A 22,095-nucleotide genomic window follows, 5' to 3' on the forward strand; every position below is an offset into this window, starting at 1 on the left:
TGCTCGCCATGATAGAAACTAAAATTAAAATTATCAATAAATTGGGTTTGCACGCTCGAGCTTCTGCGAAATTCGTATCGACCACTGCACGATTTTCCAGTCATATTGAGATCACCAAGGATTCTCAAACTGTAAATGGCAAAAGTATCATGGGTGTCATGATGCTTGCTGCCAATAAAGGCAGCGAATTGACTTTGTCTATAGAAGGACCCGATGAGGTCGAAATGGAAAAGGCTGTTGTTGCATTGATCAATGACTGCTTTGGCGAACCTGAATAAACCCTCGTGCAACTTAATTAAGGCTGCTTTTCCTTCGCAAGCTGTTTGCGTTGTTTACGCATACGGTGCAAAGCAACTAAGGTTTGCAATGGCCCCGATAAGGCGTAAATTAGCGCGCTCATAAATAAGACCAAGGAAGGATAAACCGCAATTGCGACAAACAAAATGATCATCAGCAAGAGATAGAGAAACGGGACTTTTCCCTTGAAATCAACTTCCTTAAAACTGTAATAACGTATATTACTCACCATGAGCACCGCAGCAATCACAGCAATGATCGCTGTTATGATAGCAATGGCAAAATGTTCCAGTTGATTTTGATAACAAAACCAACAAAATGAAGACACAATAGCTGCTGCCGGGGGGCAAGCAAGGCCCTGGAAATAGCGCTTGTCAGCGACTGCGAGCTGAGTATTAAAACGCGCTAAGCGCAAAGCCACCGCTGCAGTGAACATAAACGCAACCAGCCAGCCAATTTTACCTAGTTTGTGAAGATTCCAACTGTACATTAATAAAGCAGGCGCCACACCAAAAGTCACCATGTCAGAGAGGCTGTCGTATTCACCACCAAATGCTGTTTGAGTATTAGTTAAGCGCGCGATACGTCCATCCAAACCATCAGCAATCATGCCAATGAAAATGGCAACTGCCGCTACTTCGTATTGCGCTTTTAGTGAAGCAACAATAGAGTAAAACGCAGCAAATAAACTGGCTGTAGTAAATAGGTTTGGTAATAAGTAAATCCCAGAATGACTTTCTTTTTGACTCACAGCTTATGCCCACCGTAAATTTAATCAGCTACATGCTAACATAATAGTCTACTTACTCGCCATTGTTTCGTTGTTTCAGCAAGATGGTGCTATAATAGGCATACTGATTTTTAAATGCATCAATCATGGCTGATTCTGAAGATAAAAAAATTATTATCGAAGGCATTACCCCTCAGGGTAAAGCTTTCCGTCCTAGCGACTGGGCAGAACGCATGAGTGGCTCTATGGCAAGCTTTAAAAATAGACGAATTCATTATTCCCCCCTTCTGCAACCGAGTGTAAATACCGAAGGTTATAAATGCGTTTTACTCGATCCTAAACTGAAAGAATCAAGCCCCCAAGTCTACAAAGCAATTATCGATTTCGCTAGGGCAAATAATCTTAAAATTTGTGGAGAAGAAGAATAACCTAAGACCTATTTTCATTTCGCTTGTGCTGAAATGGCTTGATTTTTGAGGCCAATATGGTAGAAAGGGAGAGTAAACAAGTCTTAGAATCCTTGACTGTTTTTTAAAGTCATCGTCAATGATTCCAAATGCCCCATGACCGTATTTAAAAAAGCAGCCGTCCCCTGGAAATTCACCGCTAAAATGCCAGCAAAAAGAAAAGCCAGTCCTTTAGGCCCGTGCTGCACGCCAGGACTACTTGCGCCTACCAATAAAACACAGCCGCGAATGAACCAAATAACTCCAGCAGTTTGAATGATTAACCCCATAGAACTGTAGATATTGTAAGGATTGTAATCCGTATAGGAGAGGACATTACCTACGCCAAAGGTCGAGTTCGCGAGAAGACTAACAGCCGATGGCAGAAAGACCAATGCAGCACCTCCTAATAAAAAAGCGAGAGGTCCAAACATTTTTTCCTGAGACTGTTTTCCTGCTGACTCCCCTATTTTCTTAAATTTTGCTATCGCTACCAAAAAAAAAGCAATACCAATAAGGTAGGCAAAACCTGAAATAAGATGTTGAACAGGAAACAATGATCGGCTCAAATTGCCGAGCATTGCAACAATATCAGTGGTACTATTCATAGTCTAATTATATACTCAATTGTTACGCTACTCTTGCAATGCAGAATTTTTCCCCTATATTAGTAGGTTTTCTAAAATACGTTGTAATCAATTATGCAAGTCAGTACCTTTCCTATTATTCTAGAAGAAGCTTATATGCTCTCTTCTTACGTAAAACATTTCGTTTTTAAAGCGGAAAAATCACCACCCTTTAACTACGCTCCTGGTCAATTTATTACCATTCATTTTGAGCGCGAGGGTAAAGTTTTAAAACGTAGCTACAGTATCGCTAATGTGCCGACGCAAAACAATCTTATTGAATTCGCGGCAGGTTATGTTGAGGGGGGCCCAGGTACTGAATTATTATTTAACCTAAACCCTGGGGATCAAATCAATATTAATGGTCCTTTTGGGCGTTTAATTCTTAAAGACGAGATGCCCAGACGCTATATCTTAGTAGCAACGAGTACGGGTGTAACCCCTTATCGTTCAATGATAGAAGAGTTAAAGCGCCGTTTACAAGCCAATCCTGAATTACGTGTAGTCATATTGCAAGGCGTTCAGAAGAATAGCGATGTCCTATATGCTGAAGAATTTATTCGCTTAGCCACTCAATACCCACAAGTTAGCTTTCGTGCTCATTTGAGTCGTGCCAACGAGGATTTAAAACAACATGAGTTCCCGGGATACGTCCAAAGCGCCTTTCCTGAGCTTAAACTTAACCCAGAAGAAGACATGATTTATTTATGTGGGAATCCAGGTATGATTGACGAGTCCTTTAATTACTTAAAAGAACAGGGCTTTAGCCTGCAACAAATTATCCGCGAGAAATATATTTCAGGACCATCGAAATAATTGCGCCGCTGTCTAAACAGCCAATATACTAAACCGTTTATTATGTAAGTCACTAGGAGAATGAATATTATGCATTACGAGGAACTATCAGTCACGATGGAGCTTTTATTACAGGATGGCAAAGGCATTTTAGCGGCTGACGAAAGTGGAGGCACCATCGGTAAGCGATTTGACTCAATTGGTATCGAAAATACTGAAGAAAATCGCCGTGACTATCGCGTTTTACTGGCAACTACTCCTGATTTAGAGCAATACGTCAATGGGGTTATTTTATTTGAAGAAACCTTTGATCATAAAGATGAAAATGGAACAGCGGTTGCTGAACTATTCGCTAAGAAAGGGATTGTCCCGGGGATTAAAGTCGATAAAGGGTTAGTTGACCTAGCTAACACAGCTAATGAAAAAGTAACTCAAGGTTTGGATGGTTTAGCTGAGCGTTTACAACACTTCAAAAAACTCGGCGCAAAATTCGCAAAATGGAGAAATGTTTACTCTATTTCTGAATTCACCCCCAGTTTAACTGCTATTAAAGCAGGCTCTGAAATGCTCGCTCGTTACGCTGCAATCTGCCAAGCAGAAGGCATTGTTCCAATTGTTGAGCCCGAAGTACTTATGGATGGCGATCATTCTATTGAACATTGTGCTGAAGCTTGCGAAATGGTTCTGCATGAGCTCTTCAACTCACTCTTCATTCATCAAGTTGAGCTAGAACACATTGTTCTTAAGCCAAGCATGATAACGAGCGGTAAAAGCGCAAACCCATTTAGTCCACCCGAAGATGTGGCTGATTTCACCATTAGTGTTTTCCGTAACAATGTACCTGCAGCGGTACCGACAATTAATTTCCTTTCTGGCGGACAAACTCCAGAACAAGCAACCGCTAACCTCAATGCAATTAATAGTGCTGGCTATCAACCTTGGAACTTAAGTTTTTCTTATGGACGCGCACTACAAGAAGATTGTTTAAAAGCTTGGGGAGGCAAAGCTGAAAATATTAAAGCCGCACAAGATGCTCTGTTAAAACGTGCTCGTTTAAATAGCGCTGCTTGTTTTGGCGAATATAAGAGTAATATGGAATAATTTGTATATTTCATTCGTAGCAACTGTCTTTTCAAGACAGTTGCTACGAATAATCCACTCATATAAACTCAAACCGAGCCAATAAAGGCACATGATCTGACAACATCCGCCAGGGCTTTCCTTGCAGACACTGAACATCAGCAACTTCCATTCCTCGATAATAAATACGGTCAACGCAAAATGCTGGTTTGATTGCGGGAAAAGAACGAGCATGCCGTCCTTCTAAGCTAAAAAAGGCTTCTTTAATACCTAATTCATCAGCCAAAATTGACGACAAATGGTGACGCCAATCATTAAAATCACCCGCCATTAATAATGGTTCATGTTCAGGCACCGCTTCAGCGATTCGCTGGATTAGAGCTCGACATTGCGAGATTCGCTCGGCTTTGAATAAACCCAGATGCACACACAGTAAATGCACGGTGATTGGCGTTGCTTCTTCAACTTTTATTTGGCCATGCAAGATAGATCGTGAAGCACGATTCATGGAAGATAAATTAATATTCTCAAACCGATCAAAGGCGAACTTACTTAAAATGGCATTGCCATGATGACCTGATTGATAAATCGCATTTTTTGCATAAAGGAAATGGGGCCAAATTTTTTCTGCAATATATTCAAATTGCGGTAAATCAGGCCAAGCATTGATCCGTTTTTCTCGGCGGCGGTGCTCTCCTTGCACTTCTTGCAGAAAAACAAAATCAGGATTTAGACTAGATAAAGCCTCTCGCATCTCTGGTAATAAAAAGCGAACCTTGCCAAGGCCGAATCCCTTATGAATATTATAAGTTATCAGAGATAGGCTGCGTCGCGATTGCTGCATATCGTTAATAATTATGGGTTACATATCCTAGCATATCATTTTTTATTCATGTCTGTCGTCTTGAATGTTTAGCTCTGGAGCAAACTATGATCAAGCTAGTTCTTGACACCAAGCGCCAGTCCCGACGACAAAGCGCTTTAACATGAGTTATCATTTATAAATAATAGTCCATTACACCAATTATAATGAATGCATCAACTATCGCTATCCCGGGATTTATTATCGCTTATCGGACTTGGGGAGAGCCTGATTTACCGCCTCTTATTGCACTACATGGATGGCTTGATAATGCCAACTCCTTTGCTTTATTGGCCCCCTACTTAGCCAAACAATTTCATATTGTCGCTATTGATTTACCTGGGCATGGTCTTTCATCTCATCTACCTGAAGGCTGTTATTACCATTTTACCGACGGTATTTTTAACATCCTCCAAATTACCAAAGCTTTAGATTTCAAGCGCTATCATTTACTAGGTCATTCCATGGGTGCTTGTTTAGCAAGTCTCATTGCAGGGGTTGTGCCTGAGCAAATTCTTTCCATGGCTTTAATAGAGGCTCTGGGTCCTTTCGCTAATCCTGAAGAAGATTGCTGCGAACAATTGGCTAACTATGCTCGACAAACCTATAAAACATTTGAGCAAGAAACAAAACCTTATCCATCAATGGAGTTAGCCATACAGGCTCGAGCGAAGCGTGGGTATTTAGCCCAAGAATATGTCTCTATTCTTGGCCAGCGTGGAGTTCAACGAAAAAACAATAGTTTTTATTGGCAACACGATAGGCGTTTGCTCATGTCAACTCCTTTGCGTCTGACTGAAAATCAAGTGTTATCCTGTTTAAATAATATCCGCACAAAAAGCTGTTTAATCTGGGCTGATAAGGGTTTTGATTTCAATCAAGAAAGCATAAAACGGCGTGAGGCAGCAGTAAAAAATTTAGAGGTGTATCATCTTGAAGGGGGACATCACGTTCACATGGAACATCCAGACACTGTCGCGCAGTGCCTGGAAGAATTTTATAAAATACCCTAACCGATATCTGTACAAGAACTATAGTTAACAGCAACAGCGTCCAGCGATTTTTTCACATCATCAACTGAAAAACCTAGATCGTGTGTCGCATGAAGCACCCCACAACCTGCTTCATCAAAGGTTGTATAAGGACTCCAATAATCCATGTTTGCTTTCACCATGACATCAAACGATTTTCGTGGGTTCCAATTCGTGGTGGTTGATATTAAATAATACAGTCGATTAAAAACACCACTGGAGTAATGCACATCCAATCCATCATAATACTGATCAGTTGAATCAATGGAAAGCCCATCTCGGCTAGGATGATCCATGTAACGCAGCGGTTCATCAGACTTCATGATTTCTTCACCAATTAACCAACTGTTTTTACCAGTAGAGTAGAACTCGGCTGCTTGAGCAGCCATATCTGAAAACGACTCATTCAAACCACCAGAATGCCCTGTATACACAAGATTTGAATGTTGCTCAGTAAATCCATGACTAATTTCATGCGCACCAATTCCTAAAGAAACTAAAGGATATAAGCTAGAATCCCCATCCCCAAAAGTCATTTGCTTACCATCCCAATAGGCATTATCGTAGCCCTCACCATAATGAACTCGCATTACTAGCTGCATTGGCTTCCCTCTTTTGGATAGCACTTCAACATCATACCAATCATGGTACATATGTTTAATGACATAGCCCGAGTATAAGGCGTCATTCGTGGGCGAGAAGGCTCCATTTTCTCTGTCATAGCCATCGCCCTTGTAACCCATCCAAAAAGTGAGCGGATTCGTTTCCTGAGATTTTTTGCACTTAAATTTCATTGCCCCATTCAAAGAAACATATTTATGGTGCATGTCAACAACCTTAACTGAATTATTTTCCATGTAGCAGTTTTTCAGCAATCGATCATAGGTTACATCCAATAAAGGATAGTCCTTACCAAAGAGATATTGACTCGTTTTAGTGTTTCCTCCATAACCCATCCCTTTCACTGGAATACGCAGCGGGTTGTTGAGCTCATTGAGTTGCGCTGTTTTAATATCATTCCACTGCATAAACGGTTTATAGGTTTTTGCATCAATAATTGCCGTAGGTCTTTCAGGTATTTGATGATCATGACGAATATAAACACTCACCCGATAAGCCCAATGAGCCTGATGTTGTTTATCAATATAAACAACAGGAGTCACATGCTCTTCACTCAGATCCATATCGGCATATTGTGCTTTAAATTGTTGCAATGCGAGAGGTGCATTTTTAACAAAATCAGCGATTGGCTGACCTAATTCAGTTTGTAAACCACGATATAAAGTACCATTCATCCATACATTATCCTGCGCAGTCAACAAATGATTTGCGGTATTCTTGGTATGCATAATGGCATAACCGCCAAAGACCTCAAACCCCAAATATTCTTGTTGCATACGAATATGGGTAATTTGGTTCTTATCCGTCCGCTGTTGGATAAATTGCAAAGTATCTGGGGAAACCACAGAAGTTTGCATCATACCCGGTAAAGCGAGTTGAAATTGCAGTTGAATCGCTTTAAACGATTGTTGCTGCAGAGGTACTGGTTCAGCTGCTTGCGCATTTGTAACCATAGATAACGCTAAACTAGCCGCTAAGGTCGATAAATAGGAATTTGATTGCATTAAACTTTCTCCTTAATATGCATGTGGCAAACTCTTCCGGGAGTGGCCCAGTTGTACTACCTGTTCGGCTAAACCAGTACAATACAGCAACAAAAAGAGGCCCATGTTGATTTTTAGCGCAAAAAATACAGCGCGTGCTAAGCCTTAGGAGACAATCTACGCGTATTTGCACTATTAAAATCAAACAAATGGGACTATTCTTGTTGGATTGAACCAGCCCACTACATCCAATGTTATGTAAAGCCTGGTAACAACATAATTGGAACTTACCCGTTGAGTTTGAATTCCCGAATTTAAGGCAAGCAATTATCCTGAGGTTGGCCTTACCTAAAATTCGCGATGCAATCCTACAGGTATTTTACAAACTAGCATAGTTTTTCTTTTATTTGAACTTTCAATTTGATCTTTTTGACGAATAAAGAGGTTAACTATTTAATTTTTATGCATAAATTTTTATTCTAATCACGAAATTGGAGCAATATGAGTACCATCACAACCAATATTGAATTAGCTATTTCTGAATTAAGTCAAGGCAATATTGTGGCTATACCCACCGAAACAGTCTATGGTCTTGCAGGAAATGCTGAAGATGAACAAGCTATTCGAAAAATTTATGCAATGAAAAATAGACCTTTGAATCATCCTTTAATAATGCATGTGGCCGAGGGTTGGGATTTATCTCGATGGGTTGACAATATTCCTGATTATGCTCAGATTTTAATGAAAAATTTCTGGCCTGGCCCTCTTACACTGGTAATGAAGTCTAAAGCAGGTGGTTTTTGCCCACTGATAACAGGAGGCCAAGATACCATTGCCCTGCGTTGTCCTAAGCACCCCCTAGCACAGACGCTTTTACAAAAACTTGGCTTTCCATTAGTCGCTCCTTCAGCCAATCCTTTTGGAAAAATTAGCCCAACCACCGCTGAACATGTTCAACACAGCTTTAAGCAAGAGGAACTTTTAATTCTTGACGGCGGACGCAGCCAAGTAGGCATTGAATCAACGATTGTGGCTGCTATTCAACCTGAGGGATATGAAATTCTACGTCATGGTTCCATCGATGAATTGCAAATTAACGCCGTTTTATCTACAAAACAATTAAAAATCGCAAGCCAGCTTAGAGCGCCTGGTCGCTTAGCTAGCCATTATCAACCCGAAAAACCTCTCTATTGCTTTCTTGACAGCACCGCAATAAAGCAATTTTGTCAACAAACACCCGATCCTGTTTATGTGATTTCCTTTTCTAAAATACCAGAGATAGTCAGCAACTTGTCTTATCAGCTACCCGATTCGCCCGAGAAAGCCGCTTTTGAACTGTACCATCAACTTCGACAGGCCGATAAGTCAAAAGCCAAATTAATTGCAATTGAGTTACCACCAGAAGCAGAACAATGGCTAGGAATTAGGGAACGTATTTTAAAGGCAGGGTATCGCTAAACTAATGTAGGATGTGCTTTGGTACAAATCCGTCAGGTTGAGGGGATTTCCCTCTCCTCAACCCTCTCCTGCGAAAAACATAATCCTACTCGTCAATTTGATTCACTTCCTCACCCGCGCAAGGAATCTGAATAATTGCATCATGCTTATCGCGGGAAAGGGCTAATAGATAGCTGAGAAACCTCAGAGTTCTAACAGGTAGTTTTTAGCCTACAAGATTGAGAATATTTGTTACGTACATTATGAAAATAAACTCTATCCCCTGTTTTTTTATGAAAAGATAGCCTAATCAAATTTGGAAGGGATCTCCGTTTTTTTCCGCTAAAAAATATTAATTAAGATGATCTATGAAACTTCCGGCTATCATGCTGAGATCATGCCGAGATCATCGTACATCTAGACATTATTGCAAAGATCAGGCAGAATCCGAGGAATTTGGGTAAACCAGTATATGATGAAAAAAATACTTGTTCTGCACGGGCCAAATTTGAATCGTCTTGGAATACGCGAGCCTTCAGTCTATGGCTCAACAACTCTCGAAGAAGTCAATGCATTTCTTAGGAAAGAAGCTAAAGAGGCAGGCTTTGAACTGAACTCTAAACAAAGTAACTCCGAAGCGGAGATTATTGATATTATTCACCAAGCGATTGATAATAAAATAGATTATTTTATTATCAATCCCGCAGCGTTTACCCATACTAGCATTGCTATTCGTGATGCTTTAACTGCTGTAGCTATTCCCTTTATTGAGGTTCACATCAGCAACATTTATGCGCGCGAAGTGTTTCGTCATCATTCTTACTTTTCTGACATTGCCCGAGGGGTAATTTGTGGGCTTGGTGTTAAGGGTTATTCCTTGGCATTGCAAGCAATCATAGAAGAATTTAATTAATAGAGAGTTATTATCGATGGATATTCGTAAAATTAAAAAATTGATCGAATTACTTGAGGAAACAGGGATTTCTGAAATTGAAATCAAAGAGGGCGAAGAGTCAGTTCGTTTAAGCCGTCACCATTACACGATGGAAGCACCTGCTCAAATGCGTTATGCAGTGCCCCAACCTGCGTCACACCCGGCAGTAGCTCAGGTCGTTGCTCCCGCAGAAAGTTCAGAGACTAAAAGTGGAACAGGCAAAAACGGCCATAAAGTACGCTCGCCAATGGTAGGAACCATGTACACTTCGCCCTCACCTGACGCACCGCCTTTTGTCACCATTGGTCAAAATGTGAAAGTGGGTGATACCTTATGTATTGTCGAAGCCATGAAGATGTTTAACGAAATTGAAGCAGATCGCACCGGTAAAGTGGTGGATGTTTTAGTCGCTAATGGTGATCCGATTGAATATGATCAACCCCTATTTATTATCGAAGAATAAAGGGTATATTAATGCTCAATAAAATTGTTATCGCCAACCGTGGCGAAATTGCACTTCGTATATTACGGGCTTGTAAAGAATTAGGCATTCAAACGGTGGCCGTGCATTCGGATGTGGATAAAGATTTATTACACGTCCGACTAGCCGACGAAACTGTTTGCATCGGTCCTGCGAGCTCGCAAAAAAGTTATTTAAACATTCCAGCCATTATTTCCGCTGCGGAAATCACTGATGCAGTCGCTATTCATCCTGGCTATGGATTCTTAGCAGAAAATGCTGATTTTGCTGATATTGTTGAGCAAAGCGGTTTCCGTTTTATCGGCCCAAGAGGCGATACCATTCGTTTGATGGGAGATAAAGTCTCTGCTATTGCAGCCATGAAAAGAGCCGGCGTACCTTGCGTTCCAGGCTCTGATGGTCCCTTACTTGATGATGATAACCACAATCTCGAGTTAGCTCGGCGTATTGGTTTTCCAGTCATCATTAAAGCGGCTGGCGGCGGCGGCGGTCGGGGTATGCGAGTTGTCCATAACGAGGCAAACTTGCTCAATGCCATTGCATTGACCCGAAGTGAAGCAAAAGCGGCCTTTAATAATCCCATTGTTTATATGGAAAAATTCTTAGAAAATCCTCGTCATATCGAATTTCAAGTATTGGGTGATGGAAAAGGAAAGGCGATTCATTTAGGTGAGCGTGATTGCTCTATGCAACGCCGTCATCAAAAAGTACTGGAGGAAGCACCCGCACCAGGCATTACTCCGGAATTACGTCAGGAAATTGGTGAAACGGTGGTTAATGCCTGTCGTGAATTAAAATACCGGGGTGCAGGTACCTTCGAATTCTTGTATCAAGATGGTTGTTTCTATTTTATCGAGATGAATACGCGAATTCAGGTAGAACATCCTGTGACCGAAATGATTACCGGTATCGACTTAATTAAAGAGCAAATCAAAATAGCCAGCGATATTCCTTTTACCCTAAAACAAGAGGATATAAAGATAAAAGGCCACGCCGTTGAGTGTCGTATTAATGCAGAAGATGCGAGAACATTTATGCCTTCTCCAGGAACCATACGTCTGCTACATCAACCTGGCGGACCTGGTATTCGCTTTGATTCTCATATTTACAGCAGTTATACTGTGCCACCCAATTATGATTCCATGATAGGCAAATTGATTAGTTACGGGGAAACTCGTGCGGAAGCTTTTGCAAGAATGCGTAATGCCTTGGACGAGATAATTATTGAAGGGATTAAAACGAATATCGAATTGCATCAACGTATTCTAAGAGACAAAGCCTTTATACAAGGTGGAACAAACATCCACTATCTGGAAAAAATGCTTAAGGAATAACCTGTGTGGTATCAGTTACAAATCGAACACTGCCATCGTGATGAAGTGGATTTAATTAGCGAAATGCTGGAAGAAGCAGGTGCTTTATCAATCACTTTAACTGATAAAAACGATGATCCCGTTCTTGAACCTGAACCGGGTACCACGCCGCTTTGGCCAGAGATCATTATTAATGCTCTGTATGCGAGTTGCCAAGACGCAGGCCTGGCTAGGTCCTGGTTAAGCACTCACTATCCAGATTTAACCTATTCTATCAACGAATTAGCTGATAAAGATTGGGAGCGGGTTTGGATGGATGATTTCAAACCCCAGCGTTTCGGGCAACGATTATGGATTTGTCCTTCATGGATTGAGCCTCCTGAGCCGAATGCGGTGAATTTAATCCTTGATCCTGGGCTGGCTTTTGGTACCGGAACACATCCAACTACTTCTCTTTGTTTACGTTGGCTTGATCAAACTGATTTAACGCATAAAACGGTAATCGATTATGGCTGTGGTTCAGGTATCCTTGCTTTAGCAGCATTAAAATTAGGTGCAGATAAAGTCCAAGCTGTGGATATTGATGAACAGGCTTTGCAAGCTACTCAAAATAATGCGCTGAGTAATGCGATTAATTCACAGCAATTAAGCATTGGTTTTCCTCAAACCTTAACAGCGCCCGTTGATGTCCTTATTGCCAACATTTTATTGGCTCCTCTACTGGATTTACGTTCTAAATTTAAAGAATTGCTTAAAAATACAGGTATTTTAGTCGTGTCAGGCATTCTTGATGAGCAAGCCTCAGCATTAATTGCCACCTATCAAACTGATTTTAATCATCATTCGTCAATGAATTTGGAAGGTTGGTCACTACTTACGTTTACCTGTCGCTAATCATTTAATAAGAGCAAAATAATATGAATAACCAAACGTCCTCTCCCTTTACCCCCAAAAGGGCATTATTAAGTGTTTCTGATAAACGCGGTCTAGTCCAATTAGCGAAAACTCTGCACAAAGAAGGGATAGAATTGGTTGCTACCGGCAACACAGCAGCTCTGTTAACCCAACATCAACTCCCTGTTATCGATGTAAGCGAATGCACCAAGTTTCCTGAAATGTTAGATGGACGTGTTAAAACACTTCATCCAGCAATCCATGCTGGGTTGTTAGCACGCGATCTTGCAGAAGATGACGAAGTTTTAGCCACACATGAGATAAAGCGCATCGATTTGTTGATTGTCAATTTATATCCTTTCGAACAAGTCATCAGCCATCATGATTGCGATTTCCAAAAGGCTATTGAAAATATTGATATCGGTGGGCCAGCCATGGTTCGCTCCGCTGCCAAAAACCATAGTCGTGTCTTTGTGGTCGTAACACCGGATGATTATGGCTTGTTAGCTAAATATGTGCGCGCAAAAAAAGCCCCCACGAATTGGGGCTTTGAATTAGCTAAAAAAGCCTTTGCGCATACCGCGGCCTATGATGCAGCCATTTCTAATTATTTAGGCACTTTAGACGAAAAGCATTCCCCTTCCGGGTTTCCATCCACACTCACCTGCCAATTTAACAAGAAATATGAATTACGCTATGGTGAAAATCCTCATCAACAAGCCGTTTTTTATGCAGATAAAAATCCACCAGCAGGCTCCTTGGCTACTGCACAATCCATTCAAGGCAAACAACTTTCTTATAATAATCTACTCGATGCGGATGCTGCTTTTGATTGCGTCAAATCATTTCCGCTTGAAACACCGACTTGTGTGATCGTCAAACATGGAAATCCTTGTGGAATCGCCTTGGGTAATACTCAAGTAAATGCTTATTTACGTGCTTTCCAAACCGACCCTACTTCCAGTTTTGGTGGCATTTTGGCCTTCAATCAGCCGCTCATGGCAGAAACAGCTAAAACTATTCTCGACAATCAATTCGCAGAAGTGATCATAGCTCCCGCAATCAGCAAAGAAGCACAGGAAATTCTGGCAACTAAACCCAACATTCGCGTACTCAGTACGGGAGAATGGCAAACTAACTCTGATTTTAAATTGGATATGCGGCATGTTGACGGTGGATTGCTTGTCCAAGAACATGATGATTTTCTCGTAAGTAGCGAAGAATTTAAAACCGTTACCACCAAAAAACCCTCCGAACAACAAATGCAAGATTTACTATTTGCTTGGACAGCAGTCAAACATGTGAAATCCAACGCCATTGTCATTGCAAAAAATAGCGCAACCATCGGCATCGGGGCAGGACAAACCAGCCGTGTTATGAGTACTCGCATAGGCTTATGGTTAGCAGAACAAGCCAACTTTGCCACCAAAGGCGCAGTGATGGCCTCAGATGCCTTTATTCCCTTTGCAGATAACATTGAATTAGCAGCCAAAGCAGGCATTAGCGCCATTATTCAACCCGGCGGGTCAATAAGAGATGATGAAGTAATCGCTGCAGCAGATGCCGCCGGCATTATCATGGTATTTACCGGATATAGACATTTTAAGCATTAACTAAGCAGCCTAGATACTGCATAGGCCACCCAGAAATATATATTAAAAGAATTGATTTCTCAGTTGGAATAGGCAGGAATAGATCATTCCTATCAGAGATTTGAGCTTAAATCTGATAGTTGGTGCAAATACTCACACTCCTATCAGATCGATTAGCTTAAGAAAATTTCCTGCGAATTACTAATTCCCTAGGGCATCCATTCTTACGTAATAATTGCCATCAGATTCCTCTGCTCGTCTTGGCAAATAGGATTTAGGTTCATCGTATTGCTTAAACAAGGTTAATGATGATTCTGAATAAATTTTTAACCGGGGTTCCTCTTCTGCGGGTTTAGTTTCTGGTGCTTCGGATGCTGCTTTTGTTGTTTCTTGTTCATCATAATTATCACTCCCCCACTCTCTAGAGGGCTCATCACTGAGGGAGGCAGAGCAATATTCGACTAAGGGTTTATCAACAGGGTTATCGCTTTCATTGTGTTCAGGTGTTGAATAACAGATTTCTGCTACTTGAGGCTGCTCTCTTAGTTGAGCTGCAAATCTAGATGGTGTTTTCCACGGGAGTGGTGTCAAATTTTCCAAGCCACCCACTTTTAATAAATGTTCTGTTACAGTGACACAGTTATATATCTCTTTAGGATTGATGAAAAAGTTAGCTACTTTTACATCGGGTAGAAGCTGGTAACGCACATCTCCTGTATCTAATCCTTTTTTGATTCGATCAAATTCTTCTTTAATCTTTATCTTATCAATACCCTGTACTACAAAAACTTGATCAGGCGGAACGGGCAAAATTTCTGCTGGCTCCATAAGATTGGAGAAATCTTCTGGGGATCTAATTGCTTCTTGCTTGCAGTCATCTTCTAAACCTCTAGACGAAGTTCCTTTTAAAGGCCATATTGATGTAAAACCTCCAGCCACAGTTGAGCTTGGCCAAATACTCAAATAATCACCTCGATCATCTGCCTTATATTTGAAAGTCTCTCCATCAAGCTGTAATGAAACATGGCCTAGGCTATTCAATCCACTGGACCAAACATACACTGTTACTTGATTTTCTTCTTTTGGTTGGACAGATTCAGAGGTCGTTGGCGAGGTTTGTTTAATATACATTTTATTTCCTTATTGGTTTTTAAAAAGTGCAACACCAATGTTAGATCACAACAAAAACACTTTTGTTAAAAATTAATCATTCGATTATATAAAACATGGATTTTATTGCAAGGTCTCTACTGCTCTTATAAGAGCAGTAGAGTAGTTCGAACCGGATTATAATCTTCTAATTAAAAATTGCATCGATTCTACTTGTATAAGCTTCATCAGACTCTAACGTTCTTGACCCAGCGCCCTGAGCAAAAAAGGATGAGGTAGACTCTGAAGCTCTTTGGGAAGAGGCTTCTTTCTCTGGTTCTTCATCATTCGATGATAGTTCTACTGCCACCTCATCGGCGAAATCATCGAAGGTATACTCTGAAGATCCTGTGGCAGATGCCTCGCTCTCTGGTTCCTCATCTTTCGATGATAGTTCTACTGTCTCGCTAGACCAATCCTGATAGCTAGTCGAATCATTAGTGCTCATAGGGTATTCTTCTACCGTTTCGCTCGGTTGAGTTTCTTGTGGACTAAAGAAATCTTTGACTTTACCGAAAAAGCTGCGCATAAAACCGGTCTCTACCTCAGTTGAGCTTTCCTGGCTTTGTTCTAGCTCAGCATTTTCCGCTTCCTTCATCTTAGATTCAAAAAATTCGTGGATTCCTGATGGAGTGGCATAGGACAAAAGACCTGGCGGCCTTTCCATACCCCCTTTTTTCAGAACTCTACTTGTTGCTTCTGCGCAATTAAGGGTTTGAATTTTATCTATTTCCTTTTCAATTTTATCTCTTTCAAATGTTTTAAATCCTAACATCATATTCGAAGTGGAAGAATTTGGATTAAACACTGCAGAGGTTGTCTGAGTAACAAAATTAGGCGTTATGCTAAAAGTGGCGTGTCCTGAATCTATCCTTCTGCTTATCTCTTTCATCTCTTCTAGAGCAGCCGCCTTATTCGGTAACAAATCAGTAATATCATAGGATGCATAAATTGGGCTGTCCCCTTTACGTGGAGTATCATGATTTTCCGCTAAGCTAGGAAATACATACATCGATGAAACAACCACAGGAGTTGCCACAGATAGTTTCTCACTGGGATATACACTGAGATTGACCGTTTCACCATTATGAGTACCTGTTAGTGAGACATGGCCCACACCACCTTGGTTTACATGTAGGTGATAGTTCAAAACGAACTTAGTTCCTTTGGCATACTTTTCTTTCATGACACACACCTCAATTGATTTCCTAAACTTCAGTGTGTATTGTAAATGATCAATATTAAGAGGGTATTAAGAGTTTAAACTTTGATCTCAACTGTTACCGGGTAAAGTGATATAGAAAACGCCATGGAGGTATTTCAGCAAAAAATCCTGTCCTAAAGACCGTCATGTTAGATGTTAGATCTCATGCTCTTAAAATAAAGTGGACTGCCTATTCTTAAATATAATTCAAAACTCATTCTAGTTACCAAACTCTGCATTGCATAAGACTAGATCTCAACGCATTATGGCTTTATAAATATCGATAAAAGTAGATACCCTATCGATACTGAACGGCACATGTAAGCGCCGAGCAATATCTGAGGAGGAAAAAATGCCGCGGATATGATGTTCGGCGCCATCGATAACAAGGAAATGTTGTTTGCCTTCGTTTTTGAGCGTTTCGACAATATCGCCAACTCTTGCTCGTTTTACCTCAGTAAATTTAATTGCTTTCAAACAAGTTTTTGGTGTCATTACCTCTGATACTAAAATGTCAGCTCGATGGACGTGATTGGCGCGAGACATTACCTTTTCGCTGATCAAATCCTCATAGGCAAGAGTGCCAACAAACTCCCCATGGTCGAGGACTAATTTTAATCTTACATGTGTTCTTTTCATTAAATCTTCGGCGGTGACTACATCTAAGCATTGCTCAATCACCAAGGGAGACGTTTTTTTAAAATCTGTAAAAATATCCAGCGCCGGTGAATCCAAAGTTATTTCATAGTTTTCATCGGGGGTAATAACATGATTAACATTGTTAATATCGCAGGTATTTAAAATCATGGTAGATTCCTTTCGCATAAATTTGAATAAAAACAAAAGATTAGTTTTAAACTTGTATATAGCTAAATTTAGAACAGAATGAGAGACAACACAAATTCCAATAATGAAATATTTGCATAAAATATAATAGTGTTGTCCCTCTGTCGTTGCTAGACTGTAGCTAGGGATAATCAATCGTAAAATTGAATGGTGAGCTATGGAGCCTAATCAAAATAAACCCCAAGCTGAGAAACACAGTTGCTGCCATTCAATGAATAAATCGCAAACTGCTGCAAAATCTTCTGACCCTATCAACGGACCGGTTGTTTATACCTGCCCCATGCATCCAGAAATTCGCCAAGAGAAACCGGGTACTTGTCCTCTCTGTGGTATGGGATTGGAGCCTGAAGCGATCAGCATCGAAGAAACAAGCAATCCAGAATACCTGGATATGAGCCGACGGTTTTGGATTGCCTTAACCCTCAGTCTTCCGGTGTTTATTTTAGCGATGGGTGAGCATATTTTTGCGCAATGGCTTCCTATTTCTTTATCCATGTGGATTCAATTGATTTTAGCAACTCCCGTTGTGCTCTGGTGCGGTTGGCCCTTTTTTCAACGTGGCTGGCAATCATTAAAATCCCATCATCTGAATATGTTTACCCTCATTGCCATGGGTACGGCCGTCGCTTGGGGCTATAGTGTTATAGCTACCCTATTACCTAATCTATTTCCTCTGAGTTTTCGCAATATGGATGGAATGGTAGGTGTTTATTTTGAAGCCGCTGCAGTCATCACAACCTTGGTTTTACTAGGCCAAATGCTCGAATTAAAAGCAAGAGAAAAAACAGGAGGCGCGATCCGAGCCTTATTAAAACTAGCTCCCGAAACTGCACATCGTCTTCAAGAAAATGATCAAGAAAGCGAAATAGGACTGGAGCAAGTCTTAGTCGGTGATCGGCTTCGCGTGCGTCCGGGGGAAAAAATCCCCGTTGATGGCGAACTGATAGAAGGTCAGTCGAATGTCGACGAATCCTTGGTTACTGGTGAACCTTTAGCAGTCACGAAAAAAATCGGCGATAAATTGATTGGCGCTACGATCAATTTAACGGGTAGCTTTGTGATGAAAGCAGAACATGTCGGCAGTGATACGATGCTTTCAAGAATTGTGCAAATGGTCAGTGATGCACAACGAAGTCGGGCCCCTATTCAACGTCTTGCCGACTCTGTGTCTGGTTGGTTCGTACCGATTGTGATTTTTTTTGCTCTTTTAGCTTTCATTTTGTGGGCAATCTTCGGCCCACCTCCCGCTGTTAGTTATGGGCTTATCGCTGCTGTTTCGGTGCTAATCATTGCCTGTCCTTGTGCTTTGGGACTGGCGACGCCCATGTCGATTATGGTGGGCATTGGCAAAGGCGCTGGAAATGGAGTACTTATTAAAAATGCTGAATCCTTGGAGCGCATGGAAAAAGTCGACACCTTAGTTGTCGATAAAACTGGAACTTTGACCGAAGGTCATCCGAAATTAACAAGACTCATCCCACTGGGAAATTTCACAGAAGAAGAAATCCTAACTCTTGCCGCGAGCCTTGAAAATCATAGTGAACATCCGCTCGCTTATGCCATTGTCACTGCAGCGCATGAGAAAAATTTATCGCTGGCTTCAGTAAATGATTTTGAAGCGCTCACTGGCAAAGGTGTACGCGGCACTATTAATAATCAGGTTATAGCGATTGGTACTGCCTCATTAATGCAAGAATTAGGAATCAATCCGCAAGCCAGATCTAGCCAGGCAGATGAACTTAGAAGCGAAGGGGCCTCGGTGATGTTTATGGCTATTGATCAGCAAATAGCAGCTATTTTAGCCATAGAAGACCCCATCAAATCGACTACGATCGCTGCGATTAAAACGCTACAAAACATAGGCATTGAAGTTGTCATGCTCACCGGGGACAATAAAAAAACGGCTGAAGCTCTAGCCAGCAAACTAGGAATTAAAACAGTCATTGCGGAAGTTTTACCTGCCGATAAGAGTCGTATTGTGGCTGAATTGCAACAGAAAAACCGCATTGTTGCTATGGCCGGTGACGGTGTCAATGACGCGCCAGCGCTGGCTAAAGCTGATATCGGTATTGCCATGGGAACGGGGACTGATGTTGCAATAGAAAGTGCTGGCATTACCTTGCTACATGGCGATTTACATGGCATCGTTAAAGCTCGCCATCTCTCTGAATCCACAATGAAAAATATACGGCAAAATCTCTTTTTTGCTTTTATTTATAATCTATTAGGCGTCCCTATTGCTGCAGGAATACTTTATCCTTTTATAGGACTGCTCTTAAGCCCAATGATTTCAGCAGCGGCAATGTCGCTCAGTTCTGTTTCCGTCATTCTGAATGCGCTACGCTTACGCTGGACGAACTTATGAGAAAATTGGATTTTAACGTTAGGGTTTGGTGTTTAATTTTCAGCCTTATCGCTAAAACATCTATCATTATGGCAACACCAAGTTTGACTATCAACCAATTAGCTCAAATAGCTATTCAAAATAATAATGACTTAAAAGCAGCGCGTTATAATATTGCAGTCGCTGAAGCGCGTTTAAAACAAGCCGGTTTATGGCCTAATCCTAGTTTAAGTTTGAGCAATACCGATGACCGCCTCATGACCAATGAGGGCGAATACACACGCAGTGCAGGATTTATCCAAAATTTTCCAATCTCCGGGCGGATCGGGCGACAAAAATCAGTGGCCCGCGTTGATGTTGCCATCGCTATCCAAGAAATTAGAGATGCCAAACGCAAGCTGAAAGGTTCTGTTGCTGACAGTTATTACTCCCTACTAGTTACCGATTATCGTTTAAAACAACTCAATGATCTTTTGGCAATCAATAAAAAACTGGTACGAGTTACCCAAAATCGTTTTCAGGCGGCAGAAGTCTCTGAACTGGATACCAATACCGCGAGTTTAGAATATCAACGCATACTTCAAGAAAAACAAATTTTAGAAAGCCAACGCATAAGTCAAGCAGCGTTATTGAATCAACTGCTTGGCCGTGACGCTACCTCCGCTTTAGAACTTGATAAAACGCTGCCAAAACAAGGGCAATCAACCATGAGCTTTGCGGACGCAAGCGCTCTCGCACTCAAACAACGCCCTGATATGCGGATACTTCAGCTCAATTTAAATCGCGCTCAAGCGACAAAACAGCTTGCTTGTTCCGAACGATGGGCCGATTGGACACTCGGTGTTGCTTTCCAACAAAGTAAAATATTCGTTGACGGTGGCGATCCACAAAAACCTAATCGCGCCCTAAGTTTGAACGTGAATATTCCTGTTCCTTTACTGAATGGAAATCAAGGAAAAGTCATGGAGGCAAGCGCTTTAGGCACACAAGCACTGAGTAAGATGCAAGCGCTTAAATTAGTTATCGAAACCGAGGTGACTAGCAATTATGCGCAGTTACAAGCCTTGGAAGCGGCACTTAAATTATCGCGCTTACGGACAGTTAAGCTCACCTTGCGTAACGTAAAATTGGCTAGAGATGCTTATAGAAACGGTCAAGTATCACTGCTTGAGGTATTACAAATTCAACGCCAGCAAAATGATCTACAGGTCGCTTACCTCAATATGTTAGAAAAATATTTGCAAGCTCTAGTGAAATTTTGTACAGCTCTTGGTAATAGCGGCAATATTTCTTTATGTCCCTATTCGACTGATAAAAGGAATTTCCATGATTTCGAAAAATAATCAATGGGTTATGCTAAGATTTCCAGGCGCTATTCTTTTTTTAACGATTGTGTTTGCTAGCCCTATTCTTTTTGGCCATGGCGAACATTTTGAAATTTCAGGAAAACCTAAAAGCGCTTTCACACTCGATCCTGAGCAAACAAAATTCATTGATCTAAAAATAGCTCAGGCGGTAAACAAACCAATTGAACAGTCACTTGGATTAAACGGCGAGCTGCAATTATTACCCAATGCTCAAGCAGACGTCAGTGTGAGGATCTCGGGAAATGTGACCGAACTTTATGCCAACTTAGGCGACAAAGTTAAGGCGGCTCAGCCACTTTTAAAAGTTCAATCTTTGCTTATTGGCGATCCTCCCCCAAGTGTAGTGATGAATGCACCTATGGCAGGCATCATTGACGCGCGGAACGTCAACCTAGGCCAGGCCGTAGCGCCCAACACGGTGCTCTTTCATGTTTCAGATCGCTCAAAACTAATTGCCCTTGCGAAAGTTTATGAAGAAGATCTTGGTAAAATCAAAGTCGGACAAATCGCCAAAGTACATGTGCTAAGTTACCCGCAGCAAACCTTCGTGGGCAAAGTCACACTCATCGAACCTAATCTTGATCCACTCACTCGCAGCGTCAACGTACAAATTCTTCTCAATAACCCAAAGGATTTATTAAAACCAGGTATGTTCATACGCGCCAATATCATCTTGCAGGAGAATAAAGACGCCTTGGTTATTCCCAATTCTGCCATTATCGAAGCTAACAATGAGAAATTTGTTTTTAAAAAACAGGGAAATGTCTACGAACATGTTATAGTAAAAACGGGTATCAGTGATGATGATTATACGGAAATTTTAAGTGGTTTGGTTGCTGGCGATGAAGTAGTTACTCAGGGTAATCGTCAACTTTATACTTACTGGTTAACAGGCGGGAAACCTCAACCAACAGAAAATCAAAAATGATTAATGGCTTCAAAGAGGAGTCTCAACCTTTACCATTTTTGAAAACTGAAATAAACCGTTTGGGCTGAGACGACGTAAACGCCTCCTCAGCCCGAACGGTGTTAACTCAATTTAGCTTGACGGATTAAAAATAGC

The 22,095-nt window shown here is 41.2% G+C and carries 21 protein-coding genes; 14 read left to right on the plus strand and 7 right to left on the minus strand.

The window, feature by feature from the left end; genetic code table 11:
- The first annotated feature begins 8 nt into the window (after nt 1-8).
- On the plus strand, nt 9-278 hold the full coding sequence (locus Ldro_RS12390) for an HPr family phosphocarrier protein (RefSeq protein WP_058496711.1): 270 nt from the start codon (nt 9-11) through the stop codon (nt 276-278).
- A 17-nt stretch (nt 279-295) separates the two neighbouring features.
- Here the strand turns inward: Ldro_RS12390 and pssA are convergent, their stop codons facing one another.
- Nucleotides 296-1,048 (minus strand): CDP-diacylglycerol--serine O-phosphatidyltransferase, encoded by a 753-nt coding sequence (pssA, locus tag Ldro_RS12395; protein ID WP_058496712.1) that lies wholly within the window; start codon nt 1,046-1,048, stop codon nt 296-298.
- Nucleotides 1,049-1,173: 125 nt separating this feature from the next.
- Between pssA and Ldro_RS12400 the strand changes: the two genes are divergently transcribed.
- Complete coding sequence (locus Ldro_RS12400) at nt 1,174-1,455, plus strand: DUF3579 domain-containing protein (RefSeq protein ID WP_058496713.1); 282 nt, start codon at nt 1,174-1,176, stop codon at nt 1,453-1,455.
- Between the two features lie 83 nt (nt 1,456-1,538).
- On the opposite strand, the gene Ldro_RS12405 is transcribed toward Ldro_RS12400, so the two are convergent.
- Nucleotides 1,539-2,081: a hypothetical protein gene (locus tag Ldro_RS12405; protein ID WP_058496714.1), complete on the minus strand. Its 543-nt coding sequence runs from the start codon at nt 2,079-2,081 to the stop codon at nt 1,539-1,541.
- A 93-nt stretch (nt 2,082-2,174) separates the two neighbouring features.
- Between Ldro_RS12405 and Ldro_RS12410 the strand changes: the two genes are divergently transcribed.
- Together Ldro_RS12410 and Ldro_RS12415 are read left to right on the plus strand one after the other, a co-directional pair.
- On the plus strand, nt 2,175-2,915 hold the full coding sequence (locus Ldro_RS12410) for an FAD-binding oxidoreductase (RefSeq protein WP_058496715.1): 741 nt from the start codon (nt 2,175-2,177) through the stop codon (nt 2,913-2,915).
- A gap of 69 nt (nt 2,916-2,984) precedes the next feature.
- Nucleotides 2,985-3,995 (plus strand): class I fructose-bisphosphate aldolase, encoded by a 1,011-nt coding sequence (locus Ldro_RS12415; RefSeq protein ID WP_058496716.1) that lies wholly within the window; start codon nt 2,985-2,987, stop codon nt 3,993-3,995.
- A 58-nt stretch (nt 3,996-4,053) separates the two neighbouring features.
- Here the strand turns inward: Ldro_RS12415 and Ldro_RS12420 are convergent, their stop codons facing one another.
- On the minus strand, nt 4,054-4,818 hold the full coding sequence (locus Ldro_RS12420) for an endonuclease/exonuclease/phosphatase family protein (RefSeq protein ID WP_058496717.1): 765 nt from the start codon (nt 4,816-4,818) through the stop codon (nt 4,054-4,056).
- A gap of 185 nt (nt 4,819-5,003) precedes the next feature.
- Here Ldro_RS12420 and Ldro_RS12425 point away from each other — a divergent pair, with 185 nt between their 5' ends.
- Nucleotides 5,004-5,849: an alpha/beta fold hydrolase gene (locus tag Ldro_RS12425; protein ID WP_058496718.1), complete on the plus strand. Its 846-nt coding sequence runs from the start codon at nt 5,004-5,006 to the stop codon at nt 5,847-5,849.
- Here Ldro_RS12425 and proA read toward each other — a convergent pair.
- Nucleotides 5,846-7,492, minus strand: coding sequence for a zinc metalloprotease ProA (proA, locus tag Ldro_RS12430; RefSeq protein WP_058496719.1), 1,647 nt, complete (start codon nt 7,490-7,492; stop codon nt 5,846-5,848). The two genes, Ldro_RS12425 and proA, sit on opposite strands and share 4 nt — an antisense overlap.
- A gap of 480 nt (nt 7,493-7,972) precedes the next feature.
- On the opposite strand from proA, the gene Ldro_RS12435 reads away from it, so the two are divergent.
- From Ldro_RS12435 to purH, 6 genes are all read left to right on the plus strand, one after another.
- Nucleotides 7,973-8,929: an L-threonylcarbamoyladenylate synthase gene (locus Ldro_RS12435; protein WP_058496720.1), complete on the plus strand. Its 957-nt coding sequence runs from the start codon at nt 7,973-7,975 to the stop codon at nt 8,927-8,929.
- A gap of 454 nt (nt 8,930-9,383) precedes the next feature.
- Entirely contained in the window at nt 9,384-9,821 is a 438-nt protein-coding gene (gene aroQ, locus Ldro_RS12440; RefSeq protein ID WP_058496721.1) for a type II 3-dehydroquinate dehydratase, read from the plus strand.
- A gap of 16 nt (nt 9,822-9,837) precedes the next feature.
- Complete coding sequence (accB, locus tag Ldro_RS12445; protein ID WP_058496722.1) at nt 9,838-10,305, plus strand: acetyl-CoA carboxylase biotin carboxyl carrier protein; 468 nt, start codon at nt 9,838-9,840, stop codon at nt 10,303-10,305.
- A gap of 11 nt (nt 10,306-10,316) precedes the next feature.
- Entirely contained in the window at nt 10,317-11,657 is a 1,341-nt protein-coding gene (gene accC / locus Ldro_RS12450) for an acetyl-CoA carboxylase biotin carboxylase subunit (RefSeq protein ID WP_058496723.1), read from the plus strand.
- Nucleotides 11,658-11,660: 3 nt separating this feature from the next.
- Entirely contained in the window at nt 11,661-12,530 is an 870-nt protein-coding gene (gene prmA / locus Ldro_RS12455) for a 50S ribosomal protein L11 methyltransferase (protein ID WP_058496724.1), read from the plus strand.
- Between the two features lie 23 nt (nt 12,531-12,553).
- Entirely contained in the window at nt 12,554-14,143 is a 1,590-nt protein-coding gene (gene purH, locus Ldro_RS12460; RefSeq protein WP_058496725.1) for a bifunctional phosphoribosylaminoimidazolecarboxamide formyltransferase/IMP cyclohydrolase, read from the plus strand.
- A 180-nt stretch (nt 14,144-14,323) separates the two neighbouring features.
- On the opposite strand, the gene Ldro_RS12465 is transcribed toward purH, so the two are convergent.
- From Ldro_RS12465 to Ldro_RS12475, 3 genes are all read right to left on the minus strand, one after another.
- The gene (locus Ldro_RS12465; protein WP_058496726.1) at nt 14,324-15,253 is read right to left on the minus strand and encodes a hypothetical protein; all 930 of its coding nucleotides are present in this window, start codon (nt 15,251-15,253) and stop codon (nt 14,324-14,326) included.
- A 166-nt stretch (nt 15,254-15,419) separates the two neighbouring features.
- Nucleotides 15,420-16,457 carry a hypothetical protein gene (locus Ldro_RS12470; RefSeq protein ID WP_058496727.1) on the minus strand — a complete coding sequence of 346 codons (1,038 nt, stop codon included), beginning with the start codon at nt 16,455-16,457 and terminating at the stop codon, nt 15,420-15,422.
- 273 nt (nt 16,458-16,730) lie between these two features.
- Nucleotides 16,731-17,282: a CBS domain-containing protein gene (locus Ldro_RS12475; protein ID WP_058496728.1), complete on the minus strand. Its 552-nt coding sequence runs from the start codon at nt 17,280-17,282 to the stop codon at nt 16,731-16,733.
- A gap of 196 nt (nt 17,283-17,478) precedes the next feature.
- Between Ldro_RS12475 and Ldro_RS12480 the strand changes: the two genes are divergently transcribed.
- Genes Ldro_RS12480 through Ldro_RS12490 form a run of 3 tightly spaced genes read left to right on the plus strand, consistent with a single transcriptional unit; the run spans nt 17,479 to nt 21,960 of the window.
- A complete protein-coding gene (locus Ldro_RS12480) occupies nt 17,479-19,686 on the plus strand; it encodes a copper-transporting P-type ATPase (protein ID WP_058496729.1) in 2,208 nt (735 codons plus the stop codon).
- Nucleotides 19,683-21,008 (plus strand): TolC family protein, encoded by a 1,326-nt coding sequence (locus Ldro_RS12485; protein WP_058496730.1) that lies wholly within the window; start codon nt 19,683-19,685, stop codon nt 21,006-21,008. Before Ldro_RS12480 ends, Ldro_RS12485 begins: the two co-directional genes overlap by 4 nt.
- Complete coding sequence (locus Ldro_RS12490) at nt 20,992-21,960, plus strand: efflux RND transporter periplasmic adaptor subunit (protein WP_238584012.1); 969 nt, start codon at nt 20,992-20,994, stop codon at nt 21,958-21,960. The genes Ldro_RS12485 and Ldro_RS12490 overlap by 17 nt, the downstream gene beginning before the upstream one ends.
- Nucleotides 21,961-22,095 lie beyond the last annotated feature (135 nt).

This window comes from Legionella drozanskii LLAP-1 (assembly GCF_001467585.1).
Lineage (GTDB): Bacteria > Pseudomonadota > Gammaproteobacteria > Legionellales > Legionellaceae > Tatlockia > Tatlockia drozanskii.

Coding starts and splice junctions, on each gene's coding strand:
- Ldro_RS12410 (WP_058496715.1), top strand. CDS start 2,175: ATGCAAGTCAGTACCTTTCCTATTATTCTAGAAGAAGCTTATATGCTC.
- Ldro_RS12415 (WP_058496716.1), top strand. CDS start 2,985: ATGCATTACGAGGAACTATCAGTCACGATGGAGCTTTTATTACAGGAT.
- Ldro_RS12420 (WP_058496717.1), bottom strand. CDS start 4,818: ATGCAGCAATCGCGACGCAGCCTATCTCTGATAACTTATAATATTCAT.
- Ldro_RS12470 (WP_058496727.1), bottom strand. CDS start 16,457: ATGAAAGAAAAGTATGCCAAAGGAACTAAGTTCGTTTTGAACTATCAC.
- aroQ (WP_058496721.1), top strand. CDS start 9,384: ATGAAAAAAATACTTGTTCTGCACGGGCCAAATTTGAATCGTCTTGGA.
- proA (WP_058496719.1), bottom strand. CDS start 7,492: ATGCAATCAAATTCCTATTTATCGACCTTAGCGGCTAGTTTAGCGTTA.
- Ldro_RS12435 (WP_058496720.1), top strand. CDS start 7,973: ATGAGTACCATCACAACCAATATTGAATTAGCTATTTCTGAATTAAGT.
- Ldro_RS12400 (WP_058496713.1), top strand. CDS start 1,174: ATGGCTGATTCTGAAGATAAAAAAATTATTATCGAAGGCATTACCCCT.
- purH (WP_058496725.1), top strand. CDS start 12,554: ATGAATAACCAAACGTCCTCTCCCTTTACCCCCAAAAGGGCATTATTA.
- Ldro_RS12480 (WP_058496729.1), top strand. CDS start 17,479: ATGGAGCCTAATCAAAATAAACCCCAAGCTGAGAAACACAGTTGCTGC.
- Ldro_RS12485 (WP_058496730.1), top strand. CDS start 19,683: ATGAGAAAATTGGATTTTAACGTTAGGGTTTGGTGTTTAATTTTCAGC.
- Ldro_RS12475 (WP_058496728.1), bottom strand. CDS start 17,282: ATGATTTTAAATACCTGCGATATTAACAATGTTAATCATGTTATTACC.
- Ldro_RS12465 (WP_058496726.1), bottom strand. CDS start 15,253: ATGTATATTAAACAAACCTCGCCAACGACCTCTGAATCTGTCCAACCA.
- Ldro_RS12490 (WP_238584012.1), top strand. CDS start 20,992: ATGATTTCGAAAAATAATCAATGGGTTATGCTAAGATTTCCAGGCGCT.
- Ldro_RS12390 (WP_058496711.1), top strand. CDS start 9: ATGATAGAAACTAAAATTAAAATTATCAATAAATTGGGTTTGCACGCT.
- accC (WP_058496723.1), top strand. CDS start 10,317: ATGCTCAATAAAATTGTTATCGCCAACCGTGGCGAAATTGCACTTCGT.
- Ldro_RS12425 (WP_058496718.1), top strand. CDS start 5,004: ATGAATGCATCAACTATCGCTATCCCGGGATTTATTATCGCTTATCGG.
- accB (WP_058496722.1), top strand. CDS start 9,838: ATGGATATTCGTAAAATTAAAAAATTGATCGAATTACTTGAGGAAACA.
- Ldro_RS12405 (WP_058496714.1), bottom strand. CDS start 2,081: ATGAATAGTACCACTGATATTGTTGCAATGCTCGGCAATTTGAGCCGA.